Below are 15,964 nucleotides of genomic sequence, written 5' to 3'. Positions count from 1 at the left end.
GCTTTGCTTCGGGAAGTCGACAACGCCTGGCGCAGTCGCCCACAAGACATTAACCACTCACACTCGTCCGAATAGCAATGCGTTTCCTCGGCACGTTATCCCCCGGAATCGTGCACAGCAATGTGTCCATCGATTCACTGGCGCCTTCGAGCACGAGACGCCCATCGGCTTCAACCACATGTAACGGACGCGCCGAAAAGTCGAGCCAGCGTACATCCACACGGCCTTGAAGCGATCGACGCGTGCGACGAACGCGCTCGCGAAGTGTGCTCCGCTGCATGGGTGTCAGCCCGTACTCACCCTGAGTGCGATAGCCGTTTCCACGTGGAATGAACGGAAGAATGCTCAGTTGCCGTACATGCTCAGTGAGGCAGAAGTCGACCATCCAGTCGAGCACCCAGTCGCCATCGGCGACGATCGTCGTTTGAACCGCCGTCGGAATTCCAGCCTCAATCAAACGGCGAAGGTGTTCGGTTGCCAGATCGAACGCCGCGCGCCCGACCAGCGCGTCGTGGCGCGCACGGTCGCCATGCAGACTCACCTTGACTTGCGTTCCAGCAGAGCGCAATGCAGGCAACAAGTGCTCGGGCAGGGCGATGCCGTTTGTCGTGAGCCGCGAGCGACCGCCGTGCGTCGCGACGTGGATCAGCAATTCCGGTAAGGCCGGGTGAATCGTCGGCTCGCCGCCACAGAAGTGGATGACCCGCACACCCTGTCCAGCCAGCCAGTCGAGGCGGTGCATCAGCACCGGGGCCGGCGGATGCGCACCGTCGGGCGGCGCGAGACAGAAGCCGCAACGCGCATTGCAGTAGCGCGTGACCCTGAAGCAAATCATCGGCGGCAAGTGCAGGTCCATGGCAGTGGTGAATCGTGTCGGTTGTCAGCGTTTGCGGCTCTCGCTTAGCATGTTGCAAAACAACGCTCCCTGCTCAAGCGCATCGTCAAGCGCCACGTGGCTATGTGGCAAATCGTCGAACCAGCGCTTCGGCATCGCGCTCTTCGTGCTGCGACGATAGTCCTTGCGCAGAAGCACCATTGCCATCGTCTTGATATCGAGTGCCGAGTGGCTGAACGGGCTCCGGCCCACGAAGCGCATCAGATACCAGTACACGAACATGAAGTCGAAGGCCGCAGGATAGCCAACGAATACCGGCAACCCGGGCAGAGCCTCCAGCCATGCGACGTAATCGGTCATGGCCGACTGCGGCGCCTGCAGATTCGCACGCGCCGCTTCCCAAGCCGCGGGATGCTGGCGCCACCACTCGAGTGTGTCGGGGTGACCACTCGCGCCGAGCAGCAATTCGAGGTTGGCGGAAAACGTGCCATGCAGCACCTTGTCCGCACCGTATGCCGCCGACGCGAAGCTCAGCATCGAATGAGGCCCTGGAATCGGACCATCGACCTCGACGTCCGTGCTGACATAGATTTCAATCCTGCCTTTATTGTTCATCGGATGTACTTTTGTGGGCGTCCCCTGCGTTCCCCAGCTGGTTGCGTAGCCAGCGCGCCACCGCGGCAGGTCCGCGCTTGACGAGTGCCGTGTTCCAGTCTTTGCAGCGCGGCGGTGGCAGCAGCCGCAACATGGTTGCCTCCGGCAGCAGTTGCGTATAGCGTGCCGCCATGTGATCGCCGGGCGCGTTCGCGTCGAAACCGAGCCACACCGCACGCCGCGCGCAGACCTGCGGCAACCAGGGCGCCCAACGTCCAATAGTGGCAACGCCGGGCCAGCCGCACACCGCCAGCGAGAGCGCATCGAAGATGCCCTCCACCAGTATCAGGTGTTTCGCATGCCAGCCATCGCCGACACAGGCTACCCCGCCGCCGCGGCCGACAGTCAGCATTTTGTTCTGGCCGCGCACGGTGGTCAGATAGCGGCCGTGTACCGACACCAGTGCGCCGTCGCGGTCATACAAGCCGATCAGCACGGCGGGCCGTCCGTCCCATTCCGGGTCGAAGCGCATCCCGGCGGCGTCCGCTATCGCGAGAGGGATGCCGCGGTGCTCGACGTACGCCTGCCCGGCAGTCCCTGCGAGCCGAATGGCGCGCGCAATTCGCTCGTCGGGCAACTCGCCGGACAACGGTAATCGCAAGTGATCAACGCTTTCAAACCGAACCATGAGAGTACAGATCGCACAGTCTGCATTTGGGAGCCGCAGGCCACAACGGCCATTTGAGTCTAGTCGAAATGGCGAATGTGTCACGCAAACAGGAACAATTGCATAAAGCTTTCAACGCTCGTCGTAGGGTTCATGGGCAGCGGTCGATCTGCAAAACAAGACATGCCCTTCATCGTTTCGTCGTCGCCGACATCACGAAGCGCACAACCCGAAGCGCGGCAACAGGTCGTGCAGCACGAACAACCGCTGGTATTGCACCGCGTCGTGGAAGCGTTTCCAATCGGAAGTGAGGAATTCCGGCGTGAATTCGAAAGTCTCGTCCTTTTCTGCTTCGGGATCCTGCGGATCCTTTCCGAGAGCGAGCATCTTCCACGAGGTCGGGCCTTGACTGGCGTAGGCGATCTCCGCCGGACCGAACGAGAACGTACCGTTCGCGATCGCAGCAATCCAGGTCTGATGCCGGGTTTCCCCATCGATGTCCTGCGTACCGCGCAGCAGACCGTCGATCGCAGTGTCATCGGCGGGTGGCAGCGGCACGTCCGCCAACGTCTCGTCGACGGCGACGTAGCGCCGCACCATATTGAAGGCGCCGCACGCGGCGGCGAGGAAGTCGGTCGGGTTATCGCGCTGCACCTGTTCGCCATTCTTGCGCGTGAAGTGCCATCGAATGAACGGGATGTCGGGAAAGGTCGTGGCGGCGGCGTGACCCACGGGCAGGAAGTCGGCGAGGTATGCCGTCAGCCTCTCCTTGAAGCCGGTCATTGCGGCATAGGCGGGGGAGGCGTTGTAAGCGGGATCATCATCCACACCCACTTCAGCGAGCTCATTGAGGTCACACACGCCGCCCACGAACTGTTGGTGCGCCCAGGTATCGACGTAGGTGTGCAACGCCACGCCGAACCGGTGCAGCGCAAAGGGCAGGTCGCGGTGACGGATGCAGTCCGCGACCATCGCGCGCGCGACGTCGCTATCCGGCTTGCACATCAGCCGATGCAGAAAAGCCTCTTCGGGCGTGCAGTCAGGCGGTGGCGCGGCATTGCCGGGCAGAAAGTGGAAGGGCAGCCAGACCAGCCGGTTGTCGGCCGCTTCGGCGTTCTTCGTGAGATCCAGCATCTTGTGCGAGGACGTGACTCGCACGTAGCGCTCGCCGCTGTCGAACTGCAACGGGCCGTCACAGGTTGCGTCGTCGACGTACTGGGCGGCTTGTGCCACCGTGCTGGCCTGGTCGTGCGGCAGTCCGCCGAGCCGTGCGGCCACATAGGTAACCGCGTGATGGAAGTCGATTTGCATGTGGCCCTCCGCGAAGGGGACGACGACCACGAACGAACACGCTGGCACGGTCATGTGCGCGTGAACCGACGCTGTCCACGCCACGATTGACACTGTTCAATATTAGATCGATGCTGTCCACGCCCCAAAGGGGGCGCCCCTGCGTTGTCGAGCTGACAGGCGCGCCGTCGATTCAGGAGATCGCCGTCATGAGCGCGATTGAATACGATGTCATCGTTGTCGGGAGCGGCTTCGGCGGAGCGGTGGCAGCCTGTCGCCTCGCGGAGGCGGGATGGCGGGTGCTGGTGCTGGAGCGTGGTCACCGCTGGACGCCGGATACGTATCCGCGCGACGAAACCGATCCGTGGCTCTGGAACCAGCAGAATCCGCAACGATTCCATGGCTGGGCCGATCTTCGTGTCTTCTCCAATATGTCGGTGGTGGCCGCCGCGGGCGTGGGTGGCGGATCTCTGATCTACGCCAACGTGTCGGTCGAGGCCAAACCCGACGCCTTCGACGCTGGCTGGCCGCCGGAGATCACATACGAGGCGCTCAAGCCCTACTATCAGCGCGCGGGCTGGATGCTGTCGGTCCAGGAGGTGCCTGACAACCAGATCAGCGAACGGACCCGCTTGTTGCGCGACGCCGCCGACGCCTGCGGTTGGGGCGATCGGTATCGCAAGTTGCCGCTCGCCGTGTCGTTCTCGCCGACCTACGATCCGTCCTTGCCCGACGCGCGCGACGACCGGCATTCCGTCAGGCACGTCAACGTGCATGGGGTACCGCAAGGCACGTGCGTGCACTGCGGCAATTGCGACATCGGATGCCAGGTGTTGGCGAAGAACACGCTCGACCTCAACTACCTGGCCGTGGCCGAGCGCCATGGCGCAAGAATCCTTCCGCTGCACGTGGTGCAAAAGCTCGAGCCGCTCGGCCAGGGATGGCGCGTGCATTTCGACGTCATCGTTCCCGACGCCGGCCGTTGCATGCACGGAACCGCCACGGCGGCCAAGGTGATCGTCAGCGCGGGATCGATCGGCAGTACCGAGTTGCTGCTCCGCTGTCGTGACGAACATCGCACGCTGCCGAATCTGTCACCGCGGCTTGGCTGGGGCTGGGCCTTCAACGGCGACTTCGTGACCCCCACCTTCTACAGCCACCGCAAGATCTCGCCGTCGCACGGCGTCACCATTTCCGCGGCGATCGACCTCCTCGACCACGCCGGTGACAACGGGCAGTGTCTGTTCGTGGAGGACGGCGGCGTGCCCGATCTTGCGCACGATTTCGTGCGCCGCCACCTGCAGCGCTCGCATGGCGGGGTGATGCGCACGTTCTGGCGCGCCTTCGCGCGCCATTTCGATTGCGACGACCCAGTCGAGAACATGATGCCCTGGTTCGGCCAGGCGATCGATCCGGGGGACGGGCGAATGCGTCTCGGTCGCTGCTGGTTTGCCCCATGGCGTCGCGAATTGCGGCTCGACTGGTCGTACACGCGATCGCAGCCTGTCGTCGACGCGATGGTCGACGCGCACCGGCGCCTGTCGGCTGCCACGGGCGGCGAACCTTTCATCCCGCCGACGTGGAGTGACTTCCACAAGCTGATCACCCCGCACCCGCTCGGGGGTTGCAACATGGGTCTCACGCACGCGGACGGCGTGGTGAACGCGGACGGAAAAGTATTCGGCTACGACGGGCTGTACGTGATGGACGGTGCGGCGATCCCGCGTGCGCTGGGGCTGAATCCCTCGCGCACGATCGCCGCGCTGGCCGAGCGCAATGTCGCCGTATTGCTCGGCAAGAGCTGAGTGGTCGAGGAAATTTTGCACCTTGATGTCGTCATTACGCGGGGCGTTCATCCCGTTGCCTGCGAGACGTGGGCCGGAAGTTAACTTCCGGTTTCGGCCACGAAGAGTCGTTCGTCTATCGCGTCATTCGGTCATTCGGATGACCCTAGCCCAATTTTCGTCCCGGTCTTAGTTGCTTGGTGTTGGCATCCCTGTGTCAAACGGCTGTGAGCAGACCCAGCCACATCTTCGGTCCGGACGCAGCCAGAAGCGGTTCGTCAAAGCGAACATGCGAACGTCGGGTATATCAGATTTACATCATCCCTCCGCCGCCTCCCGTTCCGGTGCCGCCGGGACCGCCGCCTGTCGAGGGGACCGGGAGCATGGGCAGGGGATGCTGGGCGCCCGCCGTCGCCATGAGCGCGGTGGCGACAGGGTCCGGCTCGCCGTTCGAGTCGATCGCGCCGGCGTGCGCGAGCGCCGTGAGATCCGTGTCGACTCCGGGCTGCCCGACGGCGAACGGCGTTGTCAGGAAGCTCGGCACGGCGAGCGTGAGCGCGAATCGCTGATCGAGCGCCTGGCCCACGGCCGCTTGCGCGTTCAGCACGTCGTTCGGGTTCCCGAGCGCCAGCTGAAACTGTGCGTTGGCAGTGAAGCTCACGATGAGGCTGCCTTCCGTCGTGCCGAGCTGCGCCGCCATGTACGCCAGCAGCAGATCCGTTTCCGGTGTGACGTTGAACGTACCGCCGGCGAACGCGATCGAATGCAGCACGGTGGAGCCCGAGGTGGCGGTGATAAGGCACGGCAAACGCGCGCCGAGTGTCGCGTGGTAGTTGCCGCCCGCGTCCGTGGTCGCGCTCGACGATCCCAGCACGCAAGTGATGCTGATCGTCGCATTCGCGAGCGCCCTGCCGGTGGCGGCCGTGCCCGACATCGAGACGGACGGCGCCGCCGCCACGCCCGAGCCGCCGCCCCCGCCGCCTCCGCACGCGACGAACAGCGCAAGAGAAGCCGTCAGCAAGAGCGCGCTGCCAGTGCGCGGGAGAGAGCGGAGTGGAGCATCCATGGGAGTCTGCCGGCGGGCGATCGAAGCGATCGAATACAACGAGTAAACGTATTGCCGACAGCGTTTATTCTAGGCACCCGCAGATTCCGTCGATGTTGCATTGACGAGCGCAAACCCTTCGTCGATCCAGCCCGTTACTCCTCCGATCATCACTTTCACGGGCCGCCCGAGTTGCCCGGCGTGTGGCGATGACGAGTCCTACGGCGTACCGGCGGCGGATTGGGCGCGTGCCGGCGTCGTCTCCCGTTGAGCCCGCCACCGCGCCGGGCTCACGCCCGTGTGCTTCTCGAACCCGCGCTGAAACGCCGCCTCTGACTGGTACCCCACCGCCTCGCCGATCGCCGCGATCGGCTCGTCGCTCTGGCTCAGCTTGCGCGCAGCGAGCGTCACGCGAATCTCCGTCAACGCAGCGCTTGCGGAGCGTCCCAGCGCTTCTTCGAAATGCCGCACGAAGGTCGTCCGCGACATATGGCAAAGTGCGGCGAGATCTGGCACTCGTCGTCCATGGCGGCCAGCGCGGACTGGGGGCGAGGGCGTTGTGCGAACGCGAGCAGCCCGCGCGGCGCCTCCGACGCTTCGCTGGCGAAGCGCAATGTCAGCGCGAACAGCGCGCCGAACAGGTGCTGCCATCAATCCGCGCGATCGGTGCCAGATTAGCGCAAGTCAGCCGCCACAGAAAGACTCGCCAGCCATGTTTGGCGCCGTCAGGCCGGCGCGTTTGCCATCGGCATGCGCCGCAAAAGCGTCGTTGTCAGCGACAGGTAGCCGCCTTCAAGGCGCCGCGCGTGGTCCCGCGCCCACTCCGCCGCGATCGGGGGCGCCAGCGCCAGAGGCGCTTCGTGACGTTGACTACGGGGACTGGCGCGGAAAGTCACTGCGCGATCTGGCTCGCGATATGCCGGGGGCACTCAGAACCTGGCTAGAAGACCCATGTGCATCGCCGCACGGCGGGGACTCTTTCGAAGACGTGATATGCCGGGTTGGTCACTGGCTGGAATGCCTTCCACATCAAGGCAATATCGTTGCGGTGACTCATTCCGTCGTCGTTCGTGCCGCAATCGTATATGCGCAGCAAGCAGAACCGAAAGCCATGTCGAGAATTGACGTTTCACCGCTGTCGTTCACGGAATTCACTCGCTCGTTTGACGGATGGAAGCTGGCGGTCAGTTCGGGAAAAAACCTCACGGCAATCCGTCGCAACTGATTGTTCGCTCCATCAATTACGTGCCGCCGGGAACGGCCGAATACAGGTGGATTTGAGCCGATTGTATATTTCTCGCCGGTGCCTCAAACGGGTCGGCTACGGAAGTTCCGAGCCGTACGGGGCCAGCGAAACTTCCGGCCGTGACGAATTTCCGGGTTCGGCCAGCAAGCGTCATTGCCGGAATGGAAAAACCGTACCGTTGAACGTCCGGTCAGGAAGACGTAGCGGCCGTACTCAAGGGATTTTTTGCCATCGTTTGCGCTGACTTTGTGCCCATTTCTGGTGATGGTCCGGAATCGATCCCAGTTTGCGTTGAATGTGGTCCTCACACGCTTGCTCACATGCACATTGCGTACCTTAGGAGCTCCTCTTCACCTCAACGGAGACTGTCATGCCAAAATTTGTGATCGAACGCGCCATTCCCGGAATCGGAGCCTCGAAGGCCGCCGAGTTGCAGGCCATCGCTCAGAAGTCGTGCAGCGTCCTGCAGGAGCTCGGCCCGGACGTCCAGTGGGTGCAAAGCTACGTGACGAGTGACAAGGTCTACTGCGTCTACAACGCGGAGAGCGAGGAACTCGTCAGGGAACATGCGCGACGAGGTGGTTTTCCGGCGGACAGCGTCGCACGGGTCATGACAATCATCGATCCGACCACCGCCGAAGCCTGATGCCGCCCTTGCATGCCCGCAGGCCCTGAGTCATGATCGACTCATGGGCCTTGCGATCCACCTTCTCGGCGCGCCGCGAATCGAGCGGGACGGCCACCCGTTGCCAGCGCCGCGCGGCCACAAGGTTTGGGGTGTACTCGCGTACCTGATCCGCAGCGATGCCTGCGCGAGTCGCAAGCACTTGGCGGGGCTGCTGTTCGAGGACGCCGATGACCCGCTGGCAGCATTACGCTGGAATCTAAGTGAACTCCGACGCCTGCTGGGCACCGAGGTCTTGCGTGGCGACTTGCTAGCGCTTTCGCTGGAGCCGGCCGTGTACGTCGATGTCGAGGTTGTGGCCAAGGGAACCTGGGCGGAGGCGCTGTGCGTGCCCGGCCTCGACCGCGAACTGCTCGAAGGGATGAGCTTTTTGGGCAGTCCGTCATTCGAAGTCTGGCTCGCTTCTGAACGCCGGCACCTTCAGGCGACTGCCGAGGCGGTCCTGCGCGAGGCCGCGTTGGCCCGTCTGGCCACCGGCGCCGTGATCGAGGCGGCCGATCTGGCCGGTCGGCTCGTGCGCCAGAACCCCTTGGACGAGAACTTCCAGGCGCTGCTCGTGCGCTGCCTCGCCGCTGCGGGCGACGGCGTAGGTGCTGCGCGCCAGGCCGCTGCGTGCCGCGAGCTGTTCAAGCGCGAGCTTGGCGTGCAACCAGGCGCGACGCTCGAAGCCGCAATACGCACGGTCACCGCCGCGCCGATCGCGCGGCCCGCGATCGGTCGCGCTGCGGCCGTTGCGCAGATCGAGGCTGGAGAGGCTGCGATCGGCGGTGGAGCGCTCGATGCAGGACTGCAGTGCCTGCGGCGTGCGATCGTCGAGGCCGATACCATCGGCGACGCGGTACTGCGTACGCGTGCGCGCGTTGCTCTCGGCGGCGCGCTCGTGCACGCCGCGCGCGGGCGCGACGAGGAAGGCGCCACGGCGCTGCACGAGGCACTCGCGATCGGTCAGGATGCCTCGCCGTCATACGCATCGGCGGCATGCCGCGAACTTGGCTACATCGAGTTTCTGCGCGGCCGTTACGAGCGGGCGCTGGTGTGGCTACGGCGGGCGGCGCCGCTGGCCGGCGACGACCGCGCAGAGCAGGCACGCATTGCCATCGTGCATGGATCGACGCTTAGCGACACCGCACACTATGCCGCCGCGATTGCGATGCTTCGCGGCGCCGAGGCACTCGCCGACAGTTTGGGCGACCTCAAGCAGCTCGCTTATGCGCTGTCGATGCTTGGGCGCGCGTTGCTGCTGTGTGGCGACGTCCTGGCAGCAAGTGACGCGCTCGATCGATCAGTCACGCTGGCGCAACAGGTCTGGACAGCATTTGTGCCTTGGCCCCAATCCCTGCTCGCCGAAGTCGATCTGATGCGCGGCGATGTGGACGTCGCTGCGGGGCGCTTCGAGCATGCTTTCGCGCTCGGATGTCAGCTTGGCGACCCGTGTTGGGAAGGCATCGCCGGACGCGGCCTAGGACGCATCGCCATCGCGCGGGGTGAATCGCAACGCGCCGTCGAGATCCTTGTCGATGCCATTGCGCGCAGCGTTCGCCTGCCCGATGCCTACCTCTGGGGCAAGGGCTACGCGCTCGACGTGCTGTGCGGTCTGGCGGTCGCGCACGCCATGCCCCAGGGGGCGGCCTGGATCGACGACATGCAGAACCTCGCCGCGCGCAGCGGCATGCGCGAACTCAGCGTGCGTTCGCATCTTCACCGTGCAGCACTCGGCGACAGAGCGAGTGCTGCCGCGGCACGGCTACTCGCCTACGAAATCGACAATCCTGCACTGAGCGCCGTCATCGATGCTTGAAACGCGGTAACGCAGATTCTGCGCTGCATTGGTGACACGACGCGAAACCGCTCGACCGGCTGGTTCGAGTCTGCAGTGATCCCCTTAGGGTTCCGGGACATTCGCTTGCGCGGGTGGTCAGCCTTTGCCAGCGATCCGCGACTACCTAGCAAAGGCCGATGTGCTGCCCCCGTCGTGCCCTACGCGACCGTCTGCTTCCCACTTGCAAGCGGACGGACATCATTCGAAAGCCGGATTGGCGGCTTCGGGTCGACTACAGAAGTTCAGGGCCGAGTCGGGAGGATTGATCGTCGGCAGACGACGAAATTCCGAGTTCGGCCAGCTCCAGACATTCGCCCGCACAATCAAATGGTCACCCAAGCGGCCGATCCACCTCCGAAGGCAGTCACTCACCGCAAATAGGGGTTGACGCGGTATCGGCGGGCGCTCTGCCTTGACTATCCCGTTTGAGCATTCGCTTGTCGCACGCGAAACCTCATTCCGGAAGCGTCACGAAGATACCTCCGGAACCACCACCAATTCAGGTGGTACGTCGACATATCCTGTCAGTGCAAGTGGGGCAGCACCCGCGTATTCTCGATGCGCACAGCGTCAAGTTCGCGTGGGTTGTACCCCAGCAGATGCAGGATCGTCGGTGCAATCTGCTTCGTCTGGACCGGGTCGTCGACGATATTGTTCCGGATACCCGCGCCCCAGACGACGAGCGGGACATGCCGGTCATCCTTCGCATCGCCGCCGTGCTCGGCAATCTTGGACAGCGAGCCGCCTGCGTACACCGATCCGTGCTGCGCAATACCAATGATGTCCGGGTAACGGTCGTCGAACTTGGGAACGCCGATGAAGTCGGCAGCTTCTTCCCCAGCGTAGATCTTCCTCGTACCGGCCTGGGTGAATGGCTTTGCAAAGGAAGATCCGTCTTCGCGCGAGCCGACACCGGTGCCGGAATAGCTGAGCAGGAAATTCCGCGCGAAGTCGATCGCCTTGTCAGACCGGTCGTTCAACCACATCAGGATGCCGTCGTCGTCGATCGAGTGCGCAATCAACGGCAAGGTACCAGGATGTTGGCTTGCCCATGCGTTATTCAGTGCGTCGTTCAACGCACCGTCGTTGATGATCGTCAGATCTTCGCGATTTCTTGGCGACTGCCCGTGCTTCGCTGACAGGATGAGGACCGTATTCTGCGGGTCAAAAGCCTTGTCGTTGATCATGGCCGCCAGTTCTTCGTCGACGAAGGCCAGTGAGCTTTGCAACACCGGGCCTGGTACGGTGCCGTCATTCGTGTAGCCGCCCAACCCATTGGGAACGATGCTGGCAGGGTCCAACGGGTCCGTGTAGTAATTCGATTTGTTGAGTTTCTGGGCGGTCGACACGGCCTGGAAGTTCATGCCGTAAATGGTCGGTATGGCAAACGTGCCATTGCCCGCATGGTCGTGTCCATGGATCCAGTTGAGCACGGCCTGCGCCTTGAATGCATCGTATTTTTGGGTATTCGTGTTGTCCTTTGTCCAGTCAGGACCGGGCTGCGCCGGCGGCGTCGGGTCGGTCGTCGAGCTGTTGATCTCAGGCGCAAACAGGTCATCGATGCTCGTCCCAGCCGGCGTGCCTGACGGTCCATTCAGGATCTCATAGGCGATATGTTTGTCGGACCAGGCCGTGCGAAGGTGATGGTTGTGAAGCACGCCGAAAACCGTGTTCACTTTGAGGTAGTCGTGCGGATACACGGGTTTGCAACCGGGTGACGGCGACACCGGCAGCGATGCGGTATTGATCAGACTTGCCACACCCGCGGGGTCTCCAAACAACTGAAATATCTTCGCGAAGTCCGTATACAAGCCGGGGATATCCTGCCCGCTATCCAGCCGGTTTGGATCCTTGGCGATCACCTCTGCGTAAAACACCTCTGCACCGGGCTTGGTCGAAGCACAGGCAGCCTGCGTGGTTCCCTGCGGAAGCAGCGACCGGCTATATTCATCGTCATAATAGATGCCCGTCGTTTTGGGATCACCCCCGGTAACCTGACCCACCATGCCCGGGAAGGAATCCGACGGGAAGGGCGTGCGTGCGTTCGTGTACTCCACGCCTTGATGGACCAGCTTCGCAATGGTCGAATTCGGATACTTCGAAACAAACCAGTCGAGATCGGCCTGGTGCATACCGTCTACCGATATCAGCAGCACATGCTTCGCGTGAACGGAATGCGGGTCATTGTCGGCAAATGCTGTTGTCGTGAGACTGCACGCCGACATGAGAACAGCCAACATCAGTTTTAAGTTGCACATACACCCCTCCATTATTAGTAATACATATGAAATAAAAGGCCGATTTTCCGGAAACTATTGGGTATTGCAGAATCAGCGTATGTTCCGGTCATTGCAATTCGGTGACACGAAACGAGCATGGATATCGACTCGGATTGGTAATAACGTAGGGACTTTCAACGCTTGAATGCTTGTTATCCGTCCAGGTTCCCTTCCAGAAGGAGTCGGATTTGCGGGATGCCCCAATGGGTGAGCAAGTGAACCAGCACCGCCCACTCGCGAGCTGTCAACGGCACGCGCTCGTCACCACGCAGAACGGTCGTGCCGCCAGTTCAACGGTCAAGTCGCGGTACCGGATCACCTCGACGCTACGATTGGTTGCAGATGACTGCAATGGCCACCGAGTATCAGGCAGCCGACATGGCAGTTCGGATGGCCGCAGTGCACTGGAAGCGACCCTCGCGCTAGCGCAGCCGCGTGTGACCGCTGCGGGTTGTGTTATGCCATTCGCATGCAATGCCGCGCCCGACGCGATCGCCGCGCTCGGGCGTGGGGCGCTAGTCGGCCAGGAGCGGTCGTTGGCCGTGTGCACTACGACGACCGCTTGCTAGCCTCAGTGATCAGTCTTTCACCAGGAAATCTGGCCCGTTTCCGGGGGTGAAAGCCTGTAGACAGTCAATCGCTCGTGGTCAGGTTTCATGCGAGTCGCGAACGGCATGTCAGGAGCTTGAAGAGCAGATCCTCAGCATCTAACGTGCTGTGTACGACTTCAGGGGACCGTCATGGCCAAAATCGAAGCGAAGCTGGCGAAAATGGGATTGGTGTTACCGCAACCACTACAGATGCCGGCCGATGTGCGCATGTCGCTGCCGTTTGCATGGGTGCGTGTGAGTGGGAAACGCGCGTTTGTTTCGGGACATGTACCTCTGAACCCGGACGGGACCATTGCGCAACCCATTGGCAAAGTGGGCGCCGAGGTGTCACCGGACGAAGGCTATTCAGCAGCACGCCTCGTGGCTCTTGCCCAGTTGGCGAGTCTCCAGAGGGCACTCGGCGATCTGGATCGCATTACAGCCTGGTTGCGCGTTCTCGCGATGATCAATGTCGCGCCGGCTTTCGACCAGACGCCGCGTATCGCGAATGGCTTCTCGGATCTCATCCTTGAGCTATTCGGTCCAGACATCGGGACACATGCTCGCTCAGCAGTCGGCATGGTGTTGCCTTTGAATGTGCCGGTCGAATGCGAGGCGGAGGTCGAGATCGACGGACCGTGATAAATGTCCGACCATGCAATCGAGTTCCAGCTGTGCATGATCCGAGATGCGAACCCGCTCCGATTCAACTTCGCAATGCAGTACGCCGCTTCGTCGGGAAGCCTGCAGCGCCAGCAGCTTGGTCTTGCCGAGCCGCACTGCCCACCTCGGCGCGAGCACCGCGTGAATCGAACCCGTCACCGGGGCTTCGTCGCCGCCGTTGGCCGGCCAGAAATAGCGCGAGACGAAATCGTGGTGGTCACCGGGCGCAGTGACCACCACGTCGCGTCGCGCGAGCCGCGCGATCAGCCCTCGGCTCATGGTAGTTGAAGCTCGATTCGCGAAGGACCGTTCACGAGGGAACCGGCGTCTTTCAACGGGCGATCAAAGCCGGCAACGCTTCCGCCCAAGACGTACTACGAGGTTACGGTCGGAACCCCTTCCAGCGCGATAATCCTTGTCGTCGCACATCTTTCACGGATCGCCTTGAGACGGGCGTACTCAGGCGACTCATACCAGGCCAGCAAGGAATCCATGTCCGGGAACTCAACGATGACGAGGCGATGCGGCTGCCAATCACCTTCGAGAACTTTGGTCAGACCACCACGGCCCAAATATTTTCCGCCGTAGCGCGTCTCGGTAGCAGGGACTTCTCGTTTGTACTCTTCAAAAAGCGCAGGGTCGGTTATATCGACATCGGCAATCAGGTATGCAGCCATGGCGCGATCCTTTCCGCAGTAGTCTCACCGCTCACTGTCATCGTTCTATTCTAGGGGCAATTCGGGTGCAGAGCCGCCGGTTTCCGAACCGGCTGCTTGACAGTCCGCAGTGTCGAACGAGCGCAACGGCGGTGAAGCCAAGGATGGCGGTTCTACCTGGAAAAGCGGGCGTTTGCGGGTGGGGCCGTCAACGGCAGCAACGGGTCAATCACGGACCTTTGACTTGGAGTCGGCAGCGGTAGATTACAGTCCGACGACGAACTTCCGAGTTCGGCCACAACCGGTCATTCGACATGCCTGCGTGAATCGTCGACAATCTTGACCATCGAGCCTGCCGACTCGTCGACTAACAACCTATCCCAAGCCATGCACGCCTCATACTACATACTTCTTGCGTTGGGAATTTTAGTAATTGGGGTGCTTCGAGCGGTCCGCTGGCGAAATGCAAAGGCGCGGGGGTTGAGCCGAGCGCAGTTCGCGCTAGAGAACGGTGCATCAGCTCAGAAGCTCCGTGCAACGGGAAACCAGATGCGCTGGCTTGGCAGGATATTTTTCTTTTTCCCATTGATTCTGGGTATGGGATTGGCGATCCACCCGAAATCCCCGGTGAGTCTTCTTGCAGAGGAATTCGTGGCCTTCGTGTTCATCTTTGGAGCTCTTGGACTTCTTTTCCTATGGGGCGCAAGGAAAAATGAAGCGCTTGCACGCGAGCTAGAAATGCTTCCGTGAACACTGCTGCCTGACACGCGTTGGTGCGGCACGAGGACCGACCATCCGTGAATGTCGGGTGTAGAACACATTTTTCGTCCGCTTCGGGTCGGGTTGCGACTTCCCAGCGACGCCGAGCGTCGAGGCGGCCTCGTCGGTCGGGGTGCGGCCAAATTCGGACGTTCGATGTCCGGGCCAAGATTATTGACAAATCGCTTGTGAACCGTAAATCCCACCGATATAGACGATCCTACTGATCATGCGCCGCTGGAAAAATCGCCGCCATTCCTTTGGCCCAAAAATATCCGGCCCACAAACACAGCGGAAATGAAACGCATAAGAAAATAACAGCCCAGTACAATAAAGAGTAAATATCACGCTCTGGTATAATTGCTAGGCTGACAATAACGCCCATCAGCCAAGAGGGAACACCCAATCCCAATACGCCTCGCCGATAAATCATTCTCCCGTTCGGCTGGTTTCGCAATTTTTTCAAATAACGAACAGTCCAATACGTGAAAGGAATCCACAATATCGCAACCAATATCAATTTCATTCAATCCCCCTGTCGAATCAGTGAAGATAGAAGTAAAGGTCGCCTGATACTACCCCTAAAACGGCTCCCGCCGCTCCTCCTAACATTGCGCCAGCCATGGCGCCGCTAGCTACCGCATCCCCAACGCTAACGGCAGATGCGATGGGATCTGTTTTCGCAACCTCGGCTACGCCAACTCCCAGACCAAAAAGTCCTCCTTGCACCGCGCCTATTGCCGCTGAGGGGAGGAAGATGTCTGGATTTGATTAGGTCCGCGATTCATGATCTGTGTCGCAGCCGTTGCTCGAATGTCCGTTGTCGAGGGCGGTGACGGGCCGCTTCGGGTCGACAGCAGCCACTCGCCTCTTGATGTTGTCGGTCAAAACGGTCATTCGATCCGGATGGCCCGCAGCCCGCCGTGAATGGCCGCCCGAGCACCATACCCACGACAGCAGGCGCCCCCGGTCTGGAGACTAGCCGTTTCGCGCCGTTATTGGCCGCTTCCGGGAGGCATTTTCGTATCGTCCTCTCATCCCTTGCAACTGTA

At 61.7% G+C, this 15,964-nt stretch carries 15 protein-coding genes and 2 pseudogenes; 6 read left to right on the top strand and 11 right to left on the bottom strand.

From position 1 onward, the window contains the following. Positions 1-49: 49 nt before the first annotated feature. The 4 genes from ACV229_RS09315 to ACV229_RS09300 form a co-directional block, all read right to left on the bottom strand. On the bottom strand, positions 50-856 hold the full coding sequence (locus ACV229_RS09315; protein ID WP_448082829.1) for a radical SAM protein: 807 nt from the start codon (positions 854-856) through the stop codon (positions 50-52). Positions 857-880: 24 nt separating this feature from the next. Beyond that, positions 881-1,450, bottom strand: a complete 570-nt coding sequence (locus ACV229_RS09310) for an exonuclease (RefSeq protein ID WP_448082828.1) — start codon at positions 1,448-1,450, stop codon at positions 881-883. Next, positions 1,440-2,117 carry a toprim domain-containing protein gene (locus tag ACV229_RS09305; RefSeq protein WP_448082827.1) on the bottom strand — a complete coding sequence of 226 codons (678 nt, stop codon included), beginning with the start codon at positions 2,115-2,117 and terminating at the stop codon, positions 1,440-1,442. Before ACV229_RS09305 ends, ACV229_RS09310 begins: the two co-directional genes overlap by 11 nt. A gap of 192 nt (positions 2,118-2,309) precedes the next feature. Further along, complete coding sequence (locus tag ACV229_RS09300) at positions 2,310-3,407, bottom strand: DUF6765 family protein (RefSeq protein WP_448082826.1); 1,098 nt, start codon at positions 3,405-3,407, stop codon at positions 2,310-2,312. 188 nt (positions 3,408-3,595) lie between these two features. On the opposite strand from ACV229_RS09300, the gene ACV229_RS09295 reads away from it, so the two are divergent. Next, positions 3,596-5,191 (top strand): GMC oxidoreductase, encoded by a 1,596-nt coding sequence (locus ACV229_RS09295; RefSeq protein ID WP_448082825.1) that lies wholly within the window; start codon positions 3,596-3,598, stop codon positions 5,189-5,191. A gap of 292 nt (positions 5,192-5,483) precedes the next feature. On the opposite strand, the gene ACV229_RS09290 is transcribed toward ACV229_RS09295, so the two are convergent. The 3 genes and pseudogenes from ACV229_RS09290 to ACV229_RS09280 form a co-directional block, all read right to left on the bottom strand. Then, positions 5,484-6,236, bottom strand: a complete 753-nt coding sequence (locus ACV229_RS09290; RefSeq protein WP_448082824.1) for a hypothetical protein — start codon at positions 6,234-6,236, stop codon at positions 5,484-5,486. 69 nt (positions 6,237-6,305) lie between these two features. Further along, positions 6,306-6,410, bottom strand: a pseudogene (locus ACV229_RS09285) (rhodanese-like domain-containing protein); the annotation flags it as partial. 24 nt (positions 6,411-6,434) lie between these two features. Further along, positions 6,435-6,859: pseudogene (locus ACV229_RS09280) on the bottom strand (helix-turn-helix domain-containing protein); the annotation flags it as partial. Here ACV229_RS09280 and ACV229_RS09275 point away from each other — a divergent pair. From ACV229_RS09275 to ACV229_RS09265, 3 genes are all read left to right on the top strand, one after another. Beyond that, a complete protein-coding gene (locus ACV229_RS09275; RefSeq protein ID WP_448082823.1) occupies positions 6,829-7,440 on the top strand; it encodes a histidine phosphatase family protein in 612 nt (203 codons plus the stop codon). The pseudogene ACV229_RS09280 and the gene ACV229_RS09275 overlap by 31 nt on opposite strands. A 391-nt stretch (positions 7,441-7,831) precedes the next feature. Beyond that, a complete protein-coding gene (locus ACV229_RS09270; RefSeq protein ID WP_448082822.1) occupies positions 7,832-8,107 on the top strand; it encodes a DUF4242 domain-containing protein in 276 nt (91 codons plus the stop codon). Between the two features lie 43 nt (positions 8,108-8,150). Beyond that, positions 8,151-9,944: a BTAD domain-containing putative transcriptional regulator gene (locus ACV229_RS09265; protein WP_448082821.1), complete on the top strand. Its 1,794-nt coding sequence runs from the start codon at positions 8,151-8,153 to the stop codon at positions 9,942-9,944. Between the two features lie 545 nt (positions 9,945-10,489). On the opposite strand, the gene ACV229_RS09260 is transcribed toward ACV229_RS09265, so the two are convergent. Then, complete coding sequence (locus tag ACV229_RS09260) at positions 10,490-12,223, bottom strand: alkaline phosphatase family protein (RefSeq protein ID WP_448082820.1); 1,734 nt, start codon at positions 12,221-12,223, stop codon at positions 10,490-10,492. A gap of 761 nt (positions 12,224-12,984) precedes the next feature. Between ACV229_RS09260 and ACV229_RS09255 the strand changes: the two genes are divergently transcribed. Next, on the top strand, positions 12,985-13,476 hold the full coding sequence (locus tag ACV229_RS09255) for a RidA family protein (protein ID WP_448082819.1): 492 nt from the start codon (positions 12,985-12,987) through the stop codon (positions 13,474-13,476). On the opposite strand, the gene ACV229_RS09250 is transcribed toward ACV229_RS09255, so the two are convergent. Both ACV229_RS09250 and ACV229_RS09245 read right to left on the bottom strand, forming a co-directional pair. Beyond that, positions 13,402-13,776, bottom strand: coding sequence for a PhzF family phenazine biosynthesis protein (locus tag ACV229_RS09250; protein WP_448082818.1), 375 nt, complete (start codon positions 13,774-13,776; stop codon positions 13,402-13,404). The two genes, ACV229_RS09255 and ACV229_RS09250, sit on opposite strands and share 75 nt — an antisense overlap. Before the next feature lie 95 nt (positions 13,777-13,871). Continuing rightward, positions 13,872-14,174, bottom strand: a complete 303-nt coding sequence (locus tag ACV229_RS09245; RefSeq protein WP_448082817.1) for a DUF1330 domain-containing protein — start codon at positions 14,172-14,174, stop codon at positions 13,872-13,874. Positions 14,175-14,702: 528 nt separating this feature from the next. On the opposite strand from ACV229_RS09245, the gene ACV229_RS09240 reads away from it, so the two are divergent. Continuing rightward, positions 14,703-14,903, top strand: a complete 201-nt coding sequence (locus tag ACV229_RS09240; protein ID WP_448082816.1) for a hypothetical protein — start codon at positions 14,703-14,705, stop codon at positions 14,901-14,903. 229 nt (positions 14,904-15,132) lie between these two features. Here the strand turns inward: ACV229_RS09240 and ACV229_RS09235 are convergent, their stop codons facing one another. After that, positions 15,133-15,438, bottom strand: coding sequence for a hypothetical protein (locus tag ACV229_RS09235; RefSeq protein WP_448082815.1), 306 nt, complete (start codon positions 15,436-15,438; stop codon positions 15,133-15,135). Between the last annotated feature and the right edge of the window lie 526 nt (positions 15,439-15,964).

The organism is Burkholderia sp. MR1-5-21, assembly GCF_053427715.1.
This window is presented reverse-complemented; position numbering and strand designations above follow the sequence as displayed.